The following is a 20597-nucleotide window of genomic DNA, read 5'->3' on the forward strand; positions in this document are numbered from 1 at the left end:
GCCCATACATGATTGAATTTCAGCACGTCTCCAAGCAATACTCCGCCGATGCCGTGGCCCTCAGCGACATTTCGCTGAGCATTGCCAAAGGCGAGCTGGTCTTTCTGGCCGGCCCGTCCGGCGCCGGCAAGTCCACCCTGCTGAAAATGATCGCCGCCATGGAGCGCCCCAGCTCGGGCAAGCTGATCGTCAATGGCCAGGACATGGCCAAGATCAAGCCAGCCGGCGTGCCCTTTCTGCGCCGCAACATGGGCCTGATCTTCCAGCAGCAAAAACTACTCAACGACCGCTCCATCCTGGCCAACGTGATGCTGCCGCTGCTCGTCGTCGGCGCGCATAAAGTTGCTGCCGAACAGCGCGCGCGTGCCGCCCTCGATAAGGTGGGCCTGCTCGACCGCGCCATGGCGCGCCCGCTGTCGCTGTCGGGCGGGGAACAGCAGCGCGTGTCCATCGCGCGCGCCATCGTCAACCGGCCACAGATCATCCTGGCCGACGAACCGACGGCCAACCTGGACCGCGCCAGCGCCAACAAGGTGCTCGACGCCCTGAAAGCGTTTCACTCGGTGGGCGTGACCTGCCTCATTTCCAGCCATGACGAACAGATGCTCGACGCCGCCGCCCGCGTGATCCACCTGAAAAACGGCCAGTTGGTCGCCATCGACAAGGCCACGCAGGCGCCCGTCTTCGCGCCGCCCGATCCCGATTTTGCGCCCTCCCCCGGCCCCGACGATGTGCAGGGAGAACAGGCATGAGAGGCTGGTTCCGTCAACACCGCTTCGCGCTCGGTTCGGCGCTGATCCATTTGCGCAAGTCGCCAGGCGGCTTCCTGTTGAACGTGCTCGTCGTCGCCATCGCCCTGTCGCTGCCGTTCGCCGGCTTGACCATGCTCGACAATGTGCGTCCCATGTCGGAACAGATGTCGGTCGACCCGGAAATCAGCGTTTTCCTGAAGATCGACACGCCGCGCGAGCAAGCCGTGGCCCTGGCGGGCGCCATGCGCAAGGTCGTCGGCGCGCAAAAGGCGAAGATCGTCTTCATTGCGCGCGAAGAGGCGCTCGATACCCTAAAGAACAAGAACGGCCTGGCCGATGTGCTCAGCACACTGGGCGACAATCCCTTGCCCGACAGCTATGTGCTGAAACTCGATGCCTTCAGCAGCGCCAGCGAAGCGCAGGATGTCGATGCGGTGGCGGAGCAGCTGCGCCACCTGCCTGGCGTGGAATCGGCGCAAGTCGATTCGGCCTGGGTCAAGCGCCTGGCGGCCCTGCTGGGCGTGCTGCGCCTGGTGCTGCTGCTGCTGGCCATTACCCTGGGCGTGGCCGTCATCGCCGTGGTCTTCAATACCATCCGCCTGCAAGTGATGCAGCAGCGCGATGAAATCAGCATCTCGAAACTGATCGGCGCCACGGACACCTTCATCCACCGCCCCTTCTATTACACGGGCGCCCTGCTGGGCCTGTGCGCCGGTGCGCTGGCCCTGGGCGCGGTGGCGCTGGCCATGCAACCACTGAATACCGCGATTGCCGAGTTTGCCCGCCTGTATGCGTCCGAATTCCAGCTAGTGCCGCTGGCGCCGCTGCCGATGGCCGGCTTGCTGGCCGTCAGCGCCGGCCTGGGCCTGATCGGCGCCTTCCTCTGCGTGCAGCGCCACCTGGCGCGCCTGAACTGACCTTGCCTTCCCTCCCATGGCGGCACCGCAGGCGCCGCCATGCGTCCCCACAATGCTGTTATCTTGATATTTAGCAAGTATTCTTAAGGTTCGCTTCAGCCAGAGGCCGTAGACTAGCTACGTTGTCGTGAAGCGGCCTGCAGCGCTGTTCAGATCACCGTTCATACACATTTATCAAGCATTCATTCGCCATAGCATTTAGGCTATCAGGACGATTAAATGTGCTGATTGGCACTCTCAAGCAGAGAGTGCTAATATAGGGACATACCAACAGCAGAACCGCCATGGACGCCAGATGAAGATGGTGCCGCGATCTGCAAGTGCAAGACCACATACGCAAAACGAACAGACAATCGGGCCACGTCGCGTGACATGGCCAACTGGAACAAAGCAAGACTACGAGGGAGAAAACATGACTATGATGTCCGCTACATCCGCATTGGTTCCGACCAAAAGTAATGCGCTGGGCCTCGGGTTCACTGGCAATCTGGGCAATATCGACGCCTATATCTCGGCCGTGAACCGCCTGCCCATGTTGACCCACGATGAAGAAATCTCGCTGGCAACACGCCTGCGCGAAAAAAATGACCTGGCCGCCGCGCAAGAACTGGTGCTGTCGCACCTGCGCCTGGTGGTCTCGATTGCCCGCGGCTACCTGGGCTATGGCTTGCCGCACGCCGACCTGATTCAGGAAGGCAATATCGGCTTGATGAAAGCCGTGAAACGCTTCGACCCGGACCAGGGCGTGCGCCTGGTATCGTATGCCATGCACTGGGTGAAAGCCGAGATGCACGAGTACATCCTGAAAAACTGGCGCCTGGTCAAGGTCGCGACGACGAAGGCACAGCGCAAGCTGTTCTTCAACCTGCGCAGCCACAAGACGGGCCTCGATGCGATGACGCCGAAGCAGATCGATGCGCTGGCCAAGCTGCTCGACGTGAAACGCGAAGAAGTGATCGAAATGGAAACGCGCTTGAGCGGACGCGACATCGCCCTGGAATCGCCGACCGACGATGAAGACGACAAGTTTTCGCCGATCGCCTACCTGTCGTCGGAGCAAAGCGAGCCGACCAAGGTGCTGGAAGCGGAACAAGTGACGCGTCTGCAATCGGAAGGCCTGGAAACGGCCTTGAGCAAGCTCGACGCCCGTTCGCGCCGCATCATCGAAGCGCGCTGGCTGGCCAACGACGACGGTTCCGGCGCCACCCTGCACGCTTTGGCAGAAGAGTTCGGCGTATCGGCCGAACGCATCCGCCAGATCGAAGTGGCGGCACTGAAAAAAATGAAGGGCGCGCTGGCCGCCTGGGTGTAAGCACAAGCAATGCCGCAATGCAAAAGGCGCCGCAAGGCGCCTTTTAGTTTTACAAATGATATTTATCAACAGATAAACATTGTCAGCCCTTATGCTGCAGCCAAGCCCTTGGTGATCAGCTCGGCGACCAATTCATTCAGATCCGCATCGCGTTCCTTGGCCAGGGTCTGCAATTGCAACACCAGATCGCTGTTCAGCTTGACGGCGAATGGCACCAGGCCCAGTGCCTGATCGCGCTTGCGCTGCTCGCGGCGGTCGACGACCACCGCTTCCTTACCGAATGCACCGGCGCCGGGAACATTCATCTTTCCCATCAGTTTCTTGGCATCGCTTTTCGCCAGGGCAGTTTTTTTCATGGTTGTTTCCTGATTTTCAAAACAGCCATTTTACGCAGTAATCGGCGCGCCGCGTGGCCGGCGCATCAATTCATCGGCAGCACGCCAATAGTGCGCCGGAAAAATATCATTTTGTTACTATCATTTTATCCCACGTGCGAACAAGCACGCCCGGGACGTTCTACCTGAAAGGAAAAACATGTCTACTCTGAACCACTCTTGTCGTACCCTGCTGCTGCCCCTGCTCATCGCCTGCCTGGCCGTACTGGCTGGCTGCGGCGCGGCCGGCAGCGCCGGCGACGCGGAAAACACGCCGCGCAGCGTCACCCACGTACTCTCGCCGGGCGAACAGGTCGCCATCACGGCCACCGATACCCTGAAACTCGAGCGCGTCAACGACAGCCGCTGCCGCAAGGGCGCCGTATGCGTGTGGAAAGGCTATGTCAGCTACAGCTTCAGTTTGCTCAATAGCGCGGGCGCCACCGACATCGTCCTGTCCGATTCCATGCCCGGCGCCGCCAGTTCCGTCAGCATCAACCACCTGACGTTCACCCTGCTCGACGTCGACCCGGCCACGCCGCCAGCGATGAATGCGGCCGCGGCCACGTATCGGGTCAAAGTAAAAATCACGCAGGGCGCGCTGCCCCGCTAAACGCTGTGACGTTGGCGACTGTCGGCCGGCGCCTGTTGCCGGTCCAGCATACTGTAATCGCGCACGACGGCGGCGATGCGCAGCCGGTAATCGTCAAATACGCCCTGCCGGCCGGCCGACTGCGCCGCGCGGTGCGCTTCCAGCTGCCGCCACTGCGCCAGCGCCGCCTCGTCGCGAAAGAAGGATAGCGACAGCAATTTGCCTGGCTCGCTCAAGCTGCTGAAGCGCTCGATGGAAATGAACCCATCGACTTCATCGAGCAAGGGCCGCAGGGACGCCGCCAGGTCCAGATAGTGCTGGCGCCCTTCGACGCTGGGCCAGACTTCGAAAATCACGGCAATCATTTCATTTCTCCTGGGCTAAAGACGGGGATGCGGGCATTCAGCGACGGCAGGTAGCGCCACGCCAGCGGCATGCGTTGCAACGCATCGGCCCACGCCTGCAGGCAAGCCGTGGCGATGGTGTGCGCGATGGACTGGCCCGGACAACCGTGGCGGCCATGGCCAAAGCCCAACTCCGCATCGCAAGCGCTGGCCAGCACGACGACGATCATCTGCCCGGCCGGCACGCGCACGCCATGCACTTCCACGGCATCGGCCGTGTAGCGGCGCGTGTTGTGGATGGCGGGATCACGCTGGCTAACTTCGCGCAACAGGGCCGGCCATCGCTGAGGGGCGGCGCGCAGTGACGGCAGCAAGTCAGGCTGCGCGCGCAAAGTCACGATGGCATTGCCCAACAAGCCGGCTGTGGCATCGCACGTCTGCGACAGCAAGCCCACGAGGTTGGCCAGCAAGCCGCTCCCCATGGCATCGGTCTCTGTCACGATACTGGCCAGCAGGCTGCCGGGCCTCACATCGCCCTCGCGCAGCAAGGCGGCAAAAGCTTGCAGCAGGGCGTCGGCTGCCACTTGCGCGCCGGCCAGTTGTTCACCATTGCTCAGCGGCGACAGGCAGGCGACAAAATCGCGCGTCCAGGCGGCCAGCGACGGCCATTGCGCTGGCGCAAAGCCCAGCAAGTCGGCCATGGCGAACAGGGGCAGTTGAAAAATCGCATCGTTAAGCTGGACAGCATCGCCTGGCATGCGATCACCAGCAAGATGCATCGCCCGCTCCTGCAGGCGCGCCAGATCCACCTGGCCCAGCGCGCGCGCCAGCACCTGTTTTGGCACGGCATGCCGTTCGCCATCGTTCATACGCACCAGTTCGGCAAAAATCGCGCCGCACGGCGTGCCCGCCAGAGTATCCGGTACAGGCTGTCCAATCGGACGCACGCGGCAAGCGGGATGTGCCAGCACGGCCAGCACGCCGGCCGCGCCCGTCGCCAGCCAGCAGTCGAGTGCCGCATCAAAACGCAGCGGCGGACCATCCGCCAGGCGGCGATAATAATCATACGGCGCCGCGTGGGTGACGGCAGCGAAAGGGTCGGCGGGGTCGATAACAAAGTCGGCAAGCGGCATGCGCATTCCATTGCAGTGAGGTAGGGAGCCGAGTATGCTGCCCCTTCCACCACAACACTTCGCCCACGAACGAATCATGGATGACAAACTTCCTTCGGCCGACATGGGTCTGGCGCAACTGGCCGGCGCCATCGCCGAACCGGCCCGCGCGCGCATGCTGTGCAGCTTGCTCGACGGCCATGCGCGCACGGCGACGGAATTGGCCACGCTGGCCGAAGTGGGCGCCTCGACGGCCAGCGCCCATCTGAGCCGCTTGCGCGACGATGGTTTGCTGTCGATGGTGGCGCAGGGCAAGCACCGCTATTACCGCCTGGCCAGCACGGAGGTGGCGCGAGCGCTGGAAGCGCTGCTGGTGGTGGCCGGCGTGCCGGCGACGCCCTTTTCGCCCTCCACGCCCGACCGCCTGCGCCAGGCGCGCACTTGCTACGACCACATGGCCGGCACGGTGGCTGTCACCGTGCACGACCAGTTGCTCGCCCAAGGCTGGCTGCTCGACGATGAAGGAGAATATCGCCTGTCGGAAGCGGGCGCGGCCGGCATGGCGGCGCTGGGCATCGACGTGCCGCAATTACACAAGCAGCGCCGCCGCTTCGCCTGTGCCTGCCTGGACTGGAGCGAGCGGCGTGCCCACCTGGGCGGCGCGCTGGGTACCGCCATCCTGCAACTGGCCCTGCGCCAGCGCTGGGCCGAACGCGAACTCGACAGCCGCGCCCTGCGCCTCACGCCAGCCGGTGAACGGCGCCTGCTGGCCTCCTTTGGTGGAGGCTGAACGGCGCAGCCTTTTTGTATCTCGGAAGCAACGAAAAAGATAAAAATGTGCTTTTATCATTCTTTTCATTCATCATAGGCTGCGCCCTTGAGCGATCATTTTTTGGCCATGGAAAGAGTTCATCTTGAAAACAGTGTCATCCAGCACCTGCCATAACTGCAATACCGATGCGCCAGGCAACTTCTGCAGCGCCTGCGGCCAGACGACGACCCTGCACATGCCCAGCGCACGCGAATTCCTGCATGAATTTGTCGCCCATTATGTGGCGCTCGAAGGCAAGCTCTGGCGTACCCTGGCCTTGCTGCTGTTCCGTCCTGGCGCACTGAGCAATGAATACATCGCGGGACGCCGCGTGCGCTACGTCGAGCCGCTGCGCGTCTACCTGACCTTCAGCATCCTGTTCTTTGCCATCCTCAAGTTCAGCAGCCCCGCCGTATTCCTCACCGTCCATGGCCAGCAAGCCCAAATGAGCGCCCATGGCACCCCGCAAATTGCGGCAAACAAGTCATCGGCCATGCAGGTCAGCATCTTGGGCCAGACACCCACGCTGCCGCAGCAATGGCAAGACTTCGAGCAACTACCTACGGCCGAGAAACAAAAACTCGTGGTGGACAGCTTTTACCATTACGCGCCGTACGCCATGTTTTGCCTGATGCCGCTGTTCGCCCTGTTCCTGAAAATCCTTTACCTGGGCAGCGGACGGCGCTATGGCGAACATTTCCTGTTCGCGCTGCATACGAATGCCTTCGCCTTCATCACGATGGCGCTGATGACCTTGATCCCCGTCAACATCATCCGCCTTGCGCTTGGCGCCTGGCTGCTGGCCTATCTGCCCTGGGCCATGTGGCGCGTGTACCGAAGCGGCAAACTCGCCACCATCTGCCGCTGGCTGGTATTGATGGCAGCCTACGGCATCGCCATGAGCCTGGCGATCCTGGCCTGCATTGCCATCGGCGTCATGCTGCGACATTAAGGGACGCGCCGGCGGCGCCGTCTCGGGCTATCATCCTGCACGCTATCTTTTTTGGGATGCACGATGATTGCCTTTGAAGGCTTGTCCAAACAGTACGGCACGTTCGAGGCCGTCAAGCCGCTGACCTTGCAAGTGGGTAAAGGTGAAGTCTTCGGCTTCCTGGGCCCGAACGGGGCGGGAAAAACCACCACCATCCGCATGCTGATGGGCATCCTGGTGCCCAGCAGCGGCCGTGTGCTGGTCGATGGCCTCGATTGCCACCGCGACGGTGCCGCCGTCAAGCGCAAGGTGGGCTACCTGCCCGACACCCCGATCTTTTACGATTATTTGCGCGGCCGTGAAATACTGCAATTCGTCGCTGAAATGCATGGTTTTACGCGCGCGGAAGCGGCCGCCCGCGCCGCGCGCCTGTTGACGGAGTTCGGCCTGGATGAAGCGAGCGAGGATTTCGCCGTCAATTACTCGCTGGGCATGAAGAAAAAACTGGGCCTGGCTTGCGCGCTGATCCACGATCCGGCCGTGCTGATCCTCGACGAGCCGATCAACGGCCTCGACCCGCGTGCCTCGCGCGACGTGCAGGAACGCTTGCTGCGCCGCGCCGCCGCCGGCACCACCATCTTCGTTTCCACGCATTTGCTCGATATGGCGCAAAAGCTGTGCAGCCGGGTCGCCATCATCCACCGGGGTGCCCTGGTCGCCACGGGCAGCCTGGACGAGATTCGCCAGCAGCTGTCCAGCGACGGCAGCCTGGAAGACCTTTTCTTGCAACTGACCGATGAAACCACATGACAGCGACGCCGCCCTCTGCCTGGCGCGCCGTCTGGCTGCTGACCCGCTTGCGCCTGCAGCGCCTGCTCAACGTCAGCGGCCGGGGGCTTTCCTTCAAGAAAAACAGTAAAAGCCGCCCCGCCACACGGGGCAAGCGTGGCGGACGCTGGCTGCTGGGCGCGCTGTTCTTGCTGCCCATGCTGTTTTCCTTCGGCAGCATCGCCCGCCACAGCGTGCTGAACATGCATTGTTTGCTGGACCAGGTTGCCGCCTGCCAGGCGCGCGGCAGCCTGCACACGGGCAGCCATTTGCTCGACCCCGTCATCGCGCAACTGATGGCCACGCCGTTCAGCCCGGTACTGGTGGGCGGCCTGACCCTGCAACTGGCGCTGCTGTGGCTGGTCAGCGTCCTGCTGCCGCTGGGCATGGGAGAACTATCGAAGCCGGATTGGGACCTGGAATGGCTGGTCACCCTGCCCGCCGAGAAAAGCACCTTGCTGTGGGCGCGCGTGCTCGAACGCACGCTCGTCAATCCGGCCGGCTTGCTGGCCCTGTGGCCCAGCACGACCGTGATCGCCTGGTACTCGGGCCAGGGCTGGCTGTCGCCACTGTCCGGCCTGTTCGCCAGCCTGGTCCTGCTGGCCCTGGCCGCCATGCTGCGCACCCTCGTCGACACGGGCTTGCGCCTGTCGCTCACGCCATCCCGGCTGGGCAACCTGCAGGCAGTGATCTCGCTGGCGGGCCTGTTTCCCATGTATATGGGCATGTCTTTCGGCATGGGCACGGGCGGCTTCGCCCATGGCTGGGCGGCCGCCATGCCCGCCTGGAGCAGCTGGACGCCGCCGGGCCTGCTGGTGCGCTTGCTCAATGCCGATGGCGTGGCCGCCTTGCTGCCCGCTATCCTGCTGCTGGCACAAACGCTGCTGTTGATGCTGCTGGGCATGGCGATGCTGCGCCGCCAGTTGCGCCACGGCGTGGTCGGCGCGGGCCAGCGCGAAGCGGCGCGCAAGCCGGCAGCGGCACCCACGCAGCGGTGGCGCCCGCGCATCGGCACGGTGATCCAGCGGCGCGAGCTGACGTTACTCTTGCGCGACCGTAATTTTCTCGTGCAAACCCTGCTGATGCCCCTGCTGATCCTCGGCGGGCAAGCCTTGTTTACGGGCCAGGCGCGCGACGTGCACGCACTGCTGGAGCATCCTGTCCTGCTGGCCTCGACCGGCTTTTTCCTCGGCAGCTATGTGCTGATGATGTCGGCTTTCCAGACTCTGAACAAGGAAGGTGGCGCGCTGTGGCTGCTGTATACGTTTCCCGTCTCCATCGAGCAGGCGCTGTGGCAAAAGGCGCAGCTGTGGGCCGTGCTGGCCCTGCTGTATCCATTGGTCCTGTTCGGCGTGGCGCTGGCCTGGCTGCCCACCTGGTCGTGGCAAACGGCGGGCCTGATGCTGCTGGCCCTGGCCGGCATCCCCTTGTATTCGCTGATCGCCGTGGCGCTGGGTGTGTTTGCCAGCGACCCGCTGGCCACGGAAACCACGGCAAAGGTGCGTCCCACGTATATGTATCTGTATTTGCTGCTCACCGGCTTGTACCTCGCCGCCCTGGCCGCCGGCAGCGTGGCGCAGCAACTGGTGTTTGTCGTGCTGACGGTGGCGCTGGCCCTGGCACTGTGGCAAAAGGCGCGCGATGCGCTGCCCTATCTGCTCGATCCCGCCGCCTCGCCGCCGGCCAGGGTGTCGGCCTCGGATGGCCTGATCGCCGCCATGCTGTTTTTTATTCTGCAAACACTGGCCTTGATCCTGCTCAAAGGCACCAGTACGGCGCCGCTGGCGCAGCTGGCCATCGCCTTCGGCGCGGCCGGTGCGTTCACGTATGCGCTGCTGCGCCTCGTCTACTGGCGCGCCAGGACGGCCGGCGTGCCGCGCATCGGACAGGGCCACCAGCCGTGGCGCCGGGGATGCGCGGGCGCCTGTGTCGCGGTCCTGTTCGGCATCGGCTGCGCGGCCCTGCTGCCGCCTGCCGCTTCGCCATTGATACAGATCAATGGAGACGCGCTGTGGCTGCTGGCCGTGGGCGTGCTGGCCGCGCCCCTGTACGAGGAATTCATCTTTCGCGGCTTGCTGCAGGGCGGCTTGCGCCGCTCACTGACGGCCTGGCAAGCGATCGGCATCGGCGCCGCGCTGTTTGCCATCGTGCATCCCCCCGCCGCCATGCTGCCCGTCTTCGTGCTGGGCTTGTGCGCGGGTTATGCCTATGAGCGCAGCGGCGCGCTGCTGGCGCCCATGCTCGTCCACGCGCTGTACAACGCCGCCATGCTCGGCTACCAGCTGAATAGGTGATTGTTGCAGGGTTTGCTAGAATCGCACACGTTTCCGTCCGTATCCCAACCCCTGACTACGCACAGATCACGCATGCATCCACGCTTGTTCGTCCCATTTATCCTCGCTGCGCTGCTGAGCGGCTGCACGGTACTCGCCCTGCGCCCCAACAGCGGCATCGAAAACCGCACGTTTGCCGTGCAGGAAACCCCGCGCCTGCGCATCGACGCGCCCAAGGCGCGCATCCAGAATCCCATGCCAAGCGACCACTTCATCGGCATCGCCCTGTCCGGCGGCGGCAGCCGCGCCGCCAATTTCTCGGCCGCCTCGCTGGAGCAGCTGGAAGAGTTCGGCCTCGTCAGCGGCGCCTCGGCCATCTCCGGCGTGTCGGGCGGCGCCATCGCGGGCGGCTACTACGCGCTGCATGGCAAGCAGACGGACTGGCCCTTGCTGCGCAGCAAACTCAAAACGGATTTCTTCGGCCAGACCATTTTGAAACCGGCCAACCTGACGACGATGTTGTTGACGAACAAGACGCGCACCTCGTTCCTGTCCGACGTGCTGGACGATGTGCTGTACGACAAGAAAACCTACCAGGACTTGCCGCATGACGGCCCCATTTTCCTGGCCAACGCGACGGACGCCACCGATGGCGGCAAGCGCGTGGTGTTTTCCTATGAGTATTTTTACGGCACCCTGCATTCGCCGATCCAGAATATCCGCCTGGCCACGGCCGTGGCCACCTCGGCCGCCTTTCCCGGCGTGTTCGATTCCGTCACTTTCGAGCGTTTCCGCCCGAAAAACAGTTTCGTGCCGGAACTCGGTTCCGAATCGCGCGAATCGCCGTCCTATGTGCACCTGTTCGACGGCGGCGCGGCCGACAACCTGGGCGTGGAAACCCTGTGGGACGTGGCCCTGACGCAGCTGTACGGCAACGACATGGCCATCGTGCCGCCGCGCTTGAACAGCAAGCCCTTCATCCTCATTGCCATCGATGCCAACGCGCCCAATTCCAGCGCCGTGTTCGAAAAGATGTCGGACGAGCGCCAGCCACTGGACCGCATCTTCAACAAGAATATCTACGATGCCGTCGACGCCCTGTTTTCACGCCAGCGCAAGGAAAACCTCGTCAAGATGGGCTTTGGGCAAGCCCGCTTCGACACCATCACGCATGAAAACTTCGGCGACCTGAGCCAGAAATTCGTCAAGGGCAAGCGCACCTCGGCCTTTGCCATTCCCGTGCTGTGCCGGCCCCATCTGGGCCAGTACCGCTGCGAAGTCGATGCGGCCGATCCCTTGCCCGGCCAGATCCGCACGCGGCTGGAAGGCTTTGCCTGGCATATTTCCATCGACCAGATCGCCTCGCTGGCGCTGCGCCTGTCCAGCGGCGATGCGCAAGTCGATGGCGCGCGCAAGGAAGAGCGCGCCGCCCTCGTCAAGCTGCAACGCATGGCCACGCAAACAAAAACCCATCTGAAGCTGACGGGCCCGGAAAACTGCAGCCCGGACGTCTTGCAAGCGGCCCTGTACAGCGCCGCGCGCGTGCTGATCCTCGACGACGAAGAATCGCGCTTCGCCCTGTGCGACTACATGCTGGCGGGCCAGCTGATCAATGACGATACCGTCTGCAAGCAGCGCTATGTGCACGCCGTGCCGCGCTTCGCCATTGAAAGCGAAGATTTACAGTACCGCAACTTAAGTTCGGACGGTAATTCCGTGAACGTGCCGATACGCTGCAAGAAGTGAGCGCGCACAAAAAAGCCCGCACGATCGCTCGTGCGGGCTTTAGCGCAAGGATTCCTGGCGCCCGGCTGATTTAAATCAATCGACCTTAAATCAAGCGACTACGCCTGCGCATGTAGCTGCGGCTTAACGCACCTTCCAGTTCCTGCTCCGTTTTATGCTGGTTCACCGTGTACAGGGCCCACAGGGCCGCCGGCGCCCAGCCGATCACAGTGCACTGCAAGATCAAGGCGGCGGCACCGGCCAGCGGGCGCCCCAGCATGAAAAACGTGAGACACGGAAGTAGCAAGGCTATCAGCAATCGCATCACGACATACTCTCCTAAACTTAGAGCAGCGGACAAGGGCCGGTATCCGGTCCGTCCCCCGCCCGCTGCGTACTGCTCCTTATAGATGCACGGTAATCTGCGGCATTAAGTCGTCAAACGTGCGACCGTTGCCGTTTTCACCGATGGCGTGCATCTTCCATTCGCCGTTATGGCGGTACAGCCTGGCCATGATCTGTGCCGTGTGGGAACCTTGCACAGACAGGTTGAAACGCGCGACTTCCTGGTTATTGCTGGCATTCAAGATGCGGCAATAGGCGTTTTCCACCTGCGAGAAGTTCTGTCCAGTAAAGCTGTTGACGGTGAAGACCAGGCTTTTCACGTGCGCCGGCACTTTCGACAGATCGACATTGATCTGTTCGTCGTCGCCATCGCCCGCGCCCGTGCGGTTGTCGCCCGTGTGAACGACACTGCCGTCCTTGCTTTTCAGCTGGCGGAACCAGACGATGTCGGACGTGCTCTTGTTCTCGTCGAACATGACGCACGAGGCATCCAGGTCGACGGCTTCGGTCTTCGAACCGAAGCCGAGGAAACCCTTGGTCTTGACCGCATCCCAGCCCAGGCCCATGGTGATACGGGTCAGGGTGGCACCAGCTTCTTTATCCAGAGAAATCTTCTGGCCTTTGCTCAAATTGACAGACATACGCATAGCTCCTGTTAGGTTGGTTACTGCTTGATTACGCCGGCTTGCTTTGGGTCCAGGCGAGGAAGGCTGCGCGGTTGCGCGAGCACACGAGGATTTTTCCCGTGCCTGAAAATTTCAGTACTACGCCCTCGCCGCTGGTCTGGCTATTGATCAGGTTACCCAGAAAGCCGCCGCTGCTGCCGGTCGTCATGGAAATTTCGTATTGCAGGCGGTTATCCCAGCACACGACGTGCGAGTTATCGATCACCACGTCCTTGCCAGGCGTCACTTCCAGTATCGACATCGCGCCAAAACCGGAGACCGCCAACTGGCCACTGCCTGCCGTCTCGGTGATGAAAAAACCACCGCTCTGGGCAAACAGCGCATTGCCAAGGCTTTGCGTGCGCACCTTCAATTCCACGCCAGCACTGGCCGCCACGAAGGCGCCGTCGCTGATCATGTATTGCTGGGTGCCCACCTCATTGCCCACATCAAGCACCCGCATCGCGCCGGGCAATGTAGGCGACAGCAGACAATCGCCGTCGCCCCGCATGGCCTCGATATGCTGCTGAAAGAACGATTCCCCGTTGGCAAAGGTGCGCATCAGCGCAGCGCCTATGCCGCCAGTCATCTTGCCTTTCAGCTCAAGATTGGTTTCCATCATCACCATCGCATTGGATTCGCAATAAATCTTCTCGCCCTTGGCAAGCGACACATGCAGGAACGGGTCGACATCCCCTGTAATACTAAAAACTGGCATCTGACTATTCCTTCCTCAACTAGATAATGATGGGGACGGTCCACACTGCAGACCGCCTTGACTGCTTACAACTTATACGCCGACGCCGAACGAGGCAGCTAATGGGCCCAGGCCGCCCTTGTAGCCCTGGCCGATGGCCTTGAATTTCCAATCGGCGCCATTGCGGTAGATTTCACCGAAGACCATGGCCGTTTCCGCCGAGCCGTCTTCCGACAGGTCGAAGCGGGCGATTTCCGTGTTGCCGTTGGCATTCACGCAACGCACGTACGCCTTCGATACCATACCAAAGTTTTGCTTGCGCGCTTCGGCATCGTGAATCGTCACGCAGACGGCGATCTTGTCGATCTCGGCTGGCACCGTGGCCAGGTCGACGATGACGGTTTCATCATCGCCATCGCCAGCGCCGGTGGTGTTGTCGCCCGAGTGGGTGACGGAACCGTCGCTCGATTTCAGGTTGTTGTAAAAAATCATGTCGACGTCGGCGCGAACCTTGCCGTCGGCCTTCAGCAGGAAGATCGAGCCGTCGATGTCGAATGCGGCGCCGTCGGTGGCGCGGGCATCCCAGCCCAGGCCGATGATCATCTTCGAAATGCCAGGGGCTTCTTTGCTCAGGTTGACGTTGCCGCCTTTTTGCAGACTGATTGCCATGATGTATTTCTCCTATGTGGGTTGTGTATGACCAAACACCTGGCGCCCTCCACCGGCCTGACTCCCCAGGCCGGCGGCGACGCTTGCTACAACTTGCCGACAAACGGGTGTAGTCGTTTGTCGCGCATTCTTTACACTGCCTTGACCTGCTCCAGCGCTTGCGTCTGGCCTTCTTCGAGGGCCATCCTGCGCTTGTAGCGGATCGACGACCACAGCGAGGCGAGAATGAAAGCCACCCCAATCAGACCCGTGAAGATCTCGGGAATGTGGAACTTCATGCTGACCAACATGATCACAGCCAGGATACCGATCGCATAGTGCGCGCCGTGCTCCAGATAAACGAACTCGTCGAGCGTGCCCTTGCGCACCAGGAACACCGTCATCGAACGCACGAACATCGCGCCGATTGCCAGGCCCAGCATGATGATCACGACATCCTTGGTGATGGCAAACGCGCCGATCACGCCGTCAAAGCTGAACGATGCATCGAGCACTTCCAGGTACAGGAAGCCGCCGATACCGCCGCGCTTGATGATGTCGCCCATGTTGCCGTCGCCGTTATCGCCTTCCAGCAAGCCGCTGATCACATCGACGCCCACGTAGGTCAAAATACCCCACAGGCCGGCCGTCAGTACCACCAGTTTCTGGCCTTCGTCGATCATCGACAGGCTGGCCATCAGGGTACCCAGCGCAACCATCACGGAAATTGACGAGATCTTGCCCAGCGCGCCCAGTTTTTCTTCAATACGGCCCAGCCAGTGCGTTTCTTTTTCCGAGTCCAGCAGGAAGTTCAGGAACACCAGCAGCAGGAAGATGCCGCCGAAAGCCGCCACTTCCGCGTGGTGATTCGTCAGGTGCATCGAATACTGTTCCGGATTGCTCAGGGCCAGATTCCATACTTCCAGCAAGCCCAGATCGGCCGCTTGCGCCACGATGACCAGCGGGAACAGCAGACGCATACCGAACACGGCGATGATGATGCCCACGCCGAGGAACAGGTTCTGCCAGAACTTGTCCCAGTTCTTCAGCACCGAGGCATTGACCACCGCGTTGTCAAACGACAGCGAGACTTCCATCACGCTCAGGATCACCGCGATGCCCAATGCCGACAGCATGGTCGACACGCCACCGTGCGTATAACCCCACCAGGCAGAAATGCACAGGCAGATAAATGTCACTAGAAATGACACTCTGAAATGTTTCATCGATAGTTCCCCGTTATCCAAATTCAATGGAACGTAGTATAAGGACATGTGACACATTTAAAAATAGAAGATAATGGAAGTATTACTTCGTAAAAACAGAAGATAGGCCCACACGATGAAAACCACCGGCTTCAATTACCGCCATTTGTACTTCTTTTGGGTGGTCGCCAAGGAAGGCGGCGTGACGCGCGCGGCCGAGCGCCTGGGACTGGCCGTGCAAACCATCAGCACCCAGCTGGCCCTGCTGGAAAAGGAACTGGGCAGATCCCTGCTGCAGCCGCAGGGACGGCGCCTGGTGCCGACGGAAGCGGGCCGGCTGGCGCTCGGCTACGCGGACCAGATTTTTTTGCTGGGCGAACAGATGCAGGAAGCGCTGGCCGACACGGATGCGGAAAAGATGCGCCTGACGGTGGGCATTTCCGATTCCTTGCCGAAACTGATGGCCTACCGCATGCTCGACGCCACGCGCAGCCTGGACAAGCCCGTCAAGCTTGTGTGCCTGGAAGATGAATTCGAGTCCTTGCTGGCCGACCTGGCCCTGCACAAGCTGGACCTGGTGTTGACGGACCGCGCCGTGCCGGCCGGCGCCAGCCTGCGCGTCTCCAGCCACCTGTGGGGAGAAAGCGCCATGAAGCTGTTCGCCATCCCCGCGCTGGCCGAACAATACCGCGACAATTTCCCGCATAGCCTGCACGGCGCCCCCTTTTTACTGCCCGCGCGCAATAACGCACTGCGCGGGCGCATAGACGAATGGATGGTGCAGCAAGGCGTGCGCCCCGACGTGGTCGGTGAATTCGAGGATAACGCCATGCTCAACGCGTTTGGCCGCAAGGGCCTGGGCCTGTTTTTCGCGTCCGCCAGCCTGGCGGCCGATATCGAGGAGCAATTCGGCGCCATCCTGGTCGGTGACGCCTCGTCCCTGCGCGAACAGTTTTATGTGATTTCGAACGAGCGCAAGATTATGCACCCGGCGCTGGACGTGATCCTGGCGGCCATCCGGAGTCACCCGAAGATTCACAAGGAAACCTGATAAATCCATTCGAAAATAACGTTTGAATAATCAATCAAAAGCGATTGTAATGAAGCCTGAGACAAACACGCGCCTGTCCCTCGCCGGAAGGGCGCCACCACCATAAAAAAACAGGAGCGGCACCATGTCCACGGCAGGCAAGACGATCGATATTCCCGATCTCATCAATAACAACAAGATCGGCTCCTTCCAGATCGGCATGCTGATCCTGTGCGGGCTGTGCGTCATCATGGATGGCTTCGACGTGCAGGCGATGGGCTATGTGGCGCCCGCCATCATTGCCGACTGGCATGTCAGCAAGGCCAACCTGGGCCCCGTGTTTGGCGCGGGCTTGCTGGGCATGCTGGTCGGCTCGCTCGTCTTCAGCATCACGGCCGACAAGTTCGGCCGCCGTCCCGTGCTGATCGGCTCGACCATCTTCTTTTCGCTGTGCATGCTGGTCACGCCGCTGGCGACGAACATCGAACAATTGCAGCTGATCCGTTTCATCACGGGCCTGGGCCTGGGCGCCGTGATGCCGAACGCCATGGCGCTGGCCGGCGAATACAGCCCCCTGCGCAAGAAAGTCACCCTGATGATGCTGGTATCGTGCGGCTTTACCTTGGGCGCCGTGCTCGGTGGATTATTGTCCGCCGCACTGATTCCCGCCTTCGGCTGGCAATCCGTGTTTTACGTGGGCGGCGTGGTACCGCTCGTGATCGGCGTGCTGATGTTCTTCCTGCTGCCGGAATCGATGCAATTCCTGGTATTGAAGAAACGCAAACTGGACAAGGTGGCGCAGTGGTTGAAACGCATCGATCCCACCGTCAACATCACGGCCGAGACGCAATACGTCGTGCATGAGAAGGAACACAAGGGCGCGCCCGTGCTGCAATTGTTTACGGACGGCCGCGCGAAGATGACGATCTTGTTGTGGGTCATCAACTTCATGAACTTGCTCAATTTATATTTCCTCTCCAACTGGCTGCCCACCATCGCCAAGGAAGCGGGCCTGTCCACGGCCAACGCCGTGCTGGCCGGCACGGCCCTGCAAGTGGGCGGCACCATCGGCACCCTCGTCATGGGCCAGCTGATCGACCGTTCCAGCTTCCGCCGCATCCTGCTGCCGTGCTTCCTCGTTGCCGCAGTCGCCATTGCCCTGATCGGCCGTCCCGACGTGTCGCTGGCCTTCCTCTTCATCACCATTTTCATCGCGGGCTTTTGCGTGGTGGGCGGCCAGCCGGCCGTCAACGCCCTGGCGGCCAGCTACTACCCGACCACCTTGCGCTCGACGGGCATCGGCTGGAGCCTGGGCATCGGGCGCATCGGCTCCATCATCGGCCCTGTGCTCGGTGGCGAGCTGATCCGCCTGAACTGGCCCAACAGCACGATTTTCCTCGTCGTTGCCATCCCCGCCATCGTCTCGGCCGTCATGGTGTTTGCCATGCGCGGCGGACCGCAAACGGCGGCCAAGGGCTGAAACAGCGTAAAAAACCCGCCGCACGCGCGCCTGCAATGGCGGCGCGCGCGGCAAAATTAGGCTATGCCGCCCTTCGTCGTTTAAGATGACGTTTTAACAGCCCATCTTTTTGCACCCCATGCACAATGTCTTGCTTGTCCTGCTAGCCTTTTTCCTGGTCGCGCTGAATGGTTTTTTTGTTGCCGCCGAGTTTGGCATTGTCACCTTGCGGCGCACGCGCATCCGCGCCATCGCCAAGACGCAGGGACTACGGGGCCGCATCCTGGCCAAGGTGCATGGCCAGCTGGACGCCTACCTGTCCGCCTGCCAGCTGGGCATCACGCTGGCATCGCTGGGACTGGGCTGGGTCGGCGAACCGGCCTTTGCCGGCCTGCTCGAACCCGTATTCGGCGCCATCGGCCTCACCTCGCAAGAACTGATACACGGCATTTCCTTCGTGCTGGCCTTCAGCGTGATTTCCTTCCTGCACATCGTCGTGGGCGAACTGGCGCCCAAATCGATGGCCATCCGCAACCCGGAAGCCGTCGGCCTGTGGAGCGCGATTCCCCTGTATGGTTTCTATTGGGCCATGTACCCGGCCATCTACCTGCTCAACGCCAGCGCCAACTGGGTGCTGCGCATGGCGGGCCTGTCCGGCAAGGGCGGCCACGATGCGCATTACTCGTCCGATGAGCTGAAACTGATCCTGCGCACCAGTCAGCCGGGCGAAAAATTTACGCGCGACGAGCGCAACATCCTGGCGCAATCGCTCGATTTCGAACAAATGACGGTGTCGGATCTGATGCGCCCGATCAATGAAGTGATCGCCCTGTACGCGTCAAACAGCGTGGAAGAAAACCTCGACACGGTGCTGCGCAACCGCTTCAGCCGCTATCCGTATTTCGACACGAATGAAGACGACGTGCTGGGCGTGGTGCACCTGAAAGACCTGTTCTTTGCCCAACAGGCGGGCAAACCGATCACCTCGCTCACGCCGTTTTTACGTCCGGTGGACATCATTTCCGCGCGCACGCCGGCGCTGGAACTGTTCCGCCGCTTCCGCGACGGCGCGCCCCACTTCGCCCTGATCGGCGAGAAGGGCAAGCGCCCGCTGGGATTCATCACGCTGGATAACTTGCTCGGCGCCATGGTCGGCGAAATCCGCGATGAATTTCGCCGCAATGAAAACGACTGGCTCAAGCAAAGCGACGGTACCCTGATCGGCAAGGCCAGCCTGCCCATCTTCTCGCTCGAACGCATCCTCGGCATCGATATCGAAAACGAGGAACTGGGGCTGGACGACGTTGAATCGGTGGGCGGCTTGATCATGGTCAAGCTGGGGGATATCCCGAAGCAGGGCCAGCGCATCACCTTTGTCGACTTCGACATCGTCGTCAAGAAGATGAACGGGCCCCGCATCGTGCTCATCAAAGTGATCCCGAAACAGGAACGCGACCTCGACGCGGACTTAAGGGATTAGTCTTTTTTCAAGGTAAGCGTATCTTTGCCCTGCGGCATGGTGGTCTCGCCCACCGTCCACGTTTGCAGCAAGCTGTACAACACCGCCAGCAAGGTCGGGCCAATAAAAATGCCGACGAAGCCGAAGGCCAGCACGCCACCCAGCACGCCCAGCAGCACCAGCAAAAACGGCAAGCTGCTGCCGCGGCTGATGAGCATGGGTTTGACCACGTTATCCACGCCGCTGATCAGCAGTGCGCCCCACACCAGCATGAAGATGCCCCAGCCCGTCTGGCCGTCATTGAACAGCCAAATGGCGGCGCCGCCCCAGATCAGGGGCGGGCCCACGGGGATCAGCGAAAAGATGAAGGTGGCCACGCCCAGCAGCGCCACGGCCGGCACGCCGGCGATCAGAAAGCCGATCACCGCCACCAGCGCCTGCGCCAGCGCCGTGCCCAGCAAGCCGTACATGACGCCGCGCACGGTGCGGCTGATGGTCAGGCCCACGCCCGGCGCGCTGTCGCCGATGATGCGGCCGGCGCCCGTCATCAAGGCACGGCTCAGTTGCTGGCCATCGCGGTAGAGGAAGAAGCTGACAAACACGGCCAGGCTGGTCTGCGCCAGGCCCGTACCCAGCAAGATGCCGCCGGAAGCGAGGAAATGGCGCGCCGGCTCCAGCATGGTCTTACCCAAATTCAATAATTCCTCGCGGTCTTCCAGCAGACGCTGCAGATAACCGGCTATGGTTTCGCCCACCACGGGAATGCTGGCCAGCCAGGCCGGCGGATGCAGGCCACCCGATTCCAGCGCCGTGCGCAACTGTTCATAAATGCGCGAGACATTGTCGGCCAGGTTGTAGGTGACGAGGGCCAGCGGCAGCACGATGACGAGCACCAGGGACAGGGTCATGATGGCGGCCGCCCAGTTGCGCCGGCCTTTCAGGCGCTCGAGCAGCAGCAGGTACAGGGGCCAGCTGGAAATGCCCACGCAGGCGGCAAACAGCATGGCGGCCAGAAAGGGCCGCAAGACGAAAAAGCAGCCGATCAGCAAGAAGATGATGGCTGCCAGGCGGGCGTGGGGCTCGAAACGTTTGTCCATGTACTGCAAATCCTGAAGATG

21 protein-coding genes are annotated in these 20597 nt (G+C 61.7%); 12 read left to right on the top strand and 9 right to left on the bottom strand.

All coding sequences use genetic code 11. The annotated features are described in order from the left end of the window. Positions 1-8: 8 nt before the first annotated feature. From CLU93_RS07595 to rpoH, 3 genes are all read left to right on the top strand, one after another. Positions 9-752, top strand: coding sequence for a cell division ATP-binding protein FtsE (locus CLU93_RS07595; protein ID WP_099760619.1), 744 nt, complete (start codon positions 9-11; stop codon positions 750-752). Then, positions 749-1669: a permease-like cell division protein FtsX gene (ftsX, locus tag CLU93_RS07600; RefSeq protein WP_099760620.1), complete on the top strand. Its 921-nt coding sequence runs from the start codon at positions 749-751 to the stop codon at positions 1667-1669. Before CLU93_RS07595 ends, ftsX begins: the two co-directional genes overlap by 4 nt. 418 nt (positions 1670-2087) lie before the next feature. Then, entirely contained in the window at positions 2088-2981 is an 894-nt protein-coding gene (gene rpoH, locus CLU93_RS07605) for an RNA polymerase sigma factor RpoH (RefSeq protein WP_035824784.1), read from the top strand. A gap of 89 nt (positions 2982-3070) precedes the next feature. On the opposite strand, the gene CLU93_RS07610 is transcribed toward rpoH, so the two are convergent. Beyond that, positions 3071-3337 (bottom strand): hypothetical protein, encoded by a 267-nt coding sequence (locus tag CLU93_RS07610; protein ID WP_071079406.1) that lies wholly within the window; start codon positions 3335-3337, stop codon positions 3071-3073. A gap of 178 nt (positions 3338-3515) precedes the next feature. Between CLU93_RS07610 and CLU93_RS07615 the strand changes: the two genes are divergently transcribed. Next, a complete protein-coding gene (locus tag CLU93_RS07615; RefSeq protein ID WP_099760621.1) occupies positions 3516-3968 on the top strand; it encodes a hypothetical protein in 453 nt (150 codons plus the stop codon). Here CLU93_RS07615 and CLU93_RS07620 read toward each other — a convergent pair. Further along, positions 3965-4312 (bottom strand): antibiotic biosynthesis monooxygenase family protein, encoded by a 348-nt coding sequence (locus CLU93_RS07620; RefSeq protein ID WP_099760622.1) that lies wholly within the window; start codon positions 4310-4312, stop codon positions 3965-3967. The genes CLU93_RS07615 and CLU93_RS07620 overlap by 4 nt on opposite strands. Continuing rightward, complete coding sequence (locus tag CLU93_RS07625) at positions 4309-5424, bottom strand: cytochrome P450 (RefSeq protein WP_099764285.1); 1116 nt, start codon at positions 5422-5424, stop codon at positions 4309-4311. Before CLU93_RS07625 ends, CLU93_RS07620 begins: the two co-directional genes overlap by 4 nt. Positions 5425-5500: 76 nt before the next feature. Here CLU93_RS07625 and CLU93_RS07630 point away from each other — a divergent pair, with 76 nt between their 5' ends. The 5 genes from CLU93_RS07630 (at position 5501) to CLU93_RS07650 (ending at position 11992) form a co-directional block, all read left to right on the top strand. Next, positions 5501-6193 (top strand): ArsR/SmtB family transcription factor, encoded by a 693-nt coding sequence (locus CLU93_RS07630; protein ID WP_099760623.1) that lies wholly within the window; start codon positions 5501-5503, stop codon positions 6191-6193. Between the two features lie 133 nt (positions 6194-6326). Beyond that, a complete protein-coding gene (locus tag CLU93_RS07635) occupies positions 6327-7166 on the top strand; it encodes a DUF3667 domain-containing protein (RefSeq protein WP_243420394.1) in 840 nt (279 codons plus the stop codon). Positions 7167-7229: 63 nt separating this feature from the next. Next, positions 7230-7955: an ABC transporter ATP-binding protein gene (locus CLU93_RS07640; protein ID WP_099760624.1), complete on the top strand. Its 726-nt coding sequence runs from the start codon at positions 7230-7232 to the stop codon at positions 7953-7955. Further along, positions 7952-10267 carry a type II CAAX endopeptidase family protein gene (locus CLU93_RS07645; protein WP_099760625.1) on the top strand — a complete coding sequence of 772 codons (2316 nt, stop codon included), beginning with the start codon at positions 7952-7954 and terminating at the stop codon, positions 10265-10267. Before CLU93_RS07640 ends, CLU93_RS07645 begins: the two co-directional genes overlap by 4 nt. A 72-nt stretch (positions 10268-10339) precedes the next feature. Next, on the top strand, positions 10340-11992 hold the full coding sequence (locus tag CLU93_RS07650) for a patatin-like phospholipase family protein (protein WP_099760626.1): 1653 nt from the start codon (positions 10340-10342) through the stop codon (positions 11990-11992). Positions 11993-12077: 85 nt separating this feature from the next. Here CLU93_RS07650 and CLU93_RS07655 read toward each other — a convergent pair whose 3' ends face one another. The 5 genes from CLU93_RS07655 to CLU93_RS07675 all read right to left on the bottom strand — a co-directional run bounded on the left by CLU93_RS07655 (position 12078) and on the right by CLU93_RS07675 (position 15552). Next, positions 12078-12296 carry a hypothetical protein gene (locus CLU93_RS07655; protein WP_034784905.1) on the bottom strand — a complete coding sequence of 73 codons (219 nt, stop codon included), beginning with the start codon at positions 12294-12296 and terminating at the stop codon, positions 12078-12080. A 79-nt stretch (positions 12297-12375) separates the two neighbouring features. Beyond that, a complete protein-coding gene (locus CLU93_RS07660) occupies positions 12376-12957 on the bottom strand; it encodes a TerD family protein (RefSeq protein WP_099760627.1) in 582 nt (193 codons plus the stop codon). Between the two features lie 34 nt (positions 12958-12991). Next, positions 12992-13699 carry a TIGR00266 family protein gene (locus tag CLU93_RS07665; RefSeq protein WP_099760628.1) on the bottom strand — a complete coding sequence of 236 codons (708 nt, stop codon included), beginning with the start codon at positions 13697-13699 and terminating at the stop codon, positions 12992-12994. Positions 13700-13771: 72 nt separating this feature from the next. Continuing rightward, positions 13772-14347, bottom strand: a complete 576-nt coding sequence (locus CLU93_RS07670; RefSeq protein ID WP_071079413.1) for a TerD family protein — start codon at positions 14345-14347, stop codon at positions 13772-13774. A gap of 131 nt (positions 14348-14478) precedes the next feature. Continuing rightward, complete coding sequence (locus tag CLU93_RS07675; protein ID WP_099760629.1) at positions 14479-15552, bottom strand: DUF475 domain-containing protein; 1074 nt, start codon at positions 15550-15552, stop codon at positions 14479-14481. A 115-nt stretch (positions 15553-15667) separates the two neighbouring features. Here CLU93_RS07675 and nhaR point away from each other — a divergent pair, with 115 nt between their 5' ends. From nhaR to CLU93_RS07690, 3 genes are all read left to right on the top strand, one after another. Beyond that, on the top strand, positions 15668-16582 hold the full coding sequence (gene nhaR / locus CLU93_RS07680) for a transcriptional activator NhaR (RefSeq protein ID WP_099760630.1): 915 nt from the start codon (positions 15668-15670) through the stop codon (positions 16580-16582). Between the two features lie 124 nt (positions 16583-16706). Then, on the top strand, positions 16707-18041 hold the full coding sequence (locus CLU93_RS07685; RefSeq protein WP_099760631.1) for an MFS transporter: 1335 nt from the start codon (positions 16707-16709) through the stop codon (positions 18039-18041). Between the two features lie 118 nt (positions 18042-18159). Further along, positions 18160-19500 carry a hemolysin family protein gene (locus tag CLU93_RS07690; RefSeq protein WP_099760632.1) on the top strand — a complete coding sequence of 447 codons (1341 nt, stop codon included), beginning with the start codon at positions 18160-18162 and terminating at the stop codon, positions 19498-19500. Here CLU93_RS07690 and CLU93_RS07695 read toward each other — a convergent pair. Continuing rightward, the gene (locus tag CLU93_RS07695; RefSeq protein ID WP_071079418.1) at positions 19497-20576 is read right to left on the bottom strand and encodes an AI-2E family transporter; all 1080 of its coding nucleotides are present in this window, start codon (positions 20574-20576) and stop codon (positions 19497-19499) included. The two genes, CLU93_RS07690 and CLU93_RS07695, sit on opposite strands and share 4 nt — an antisense overlap. Positions 20577-20597 lie beyond the last annotated feature (21 nt).

The organism is Janthinobacterium sp. 35, from assembly GCF_002754575.1.
Lineage (GTDB): Bacteria > Pseudomonadota > Gammaproteobacteria > Burkholderiales > Burkholderiaceae_D > Janthinobacterium > Janthinobacterium tructae.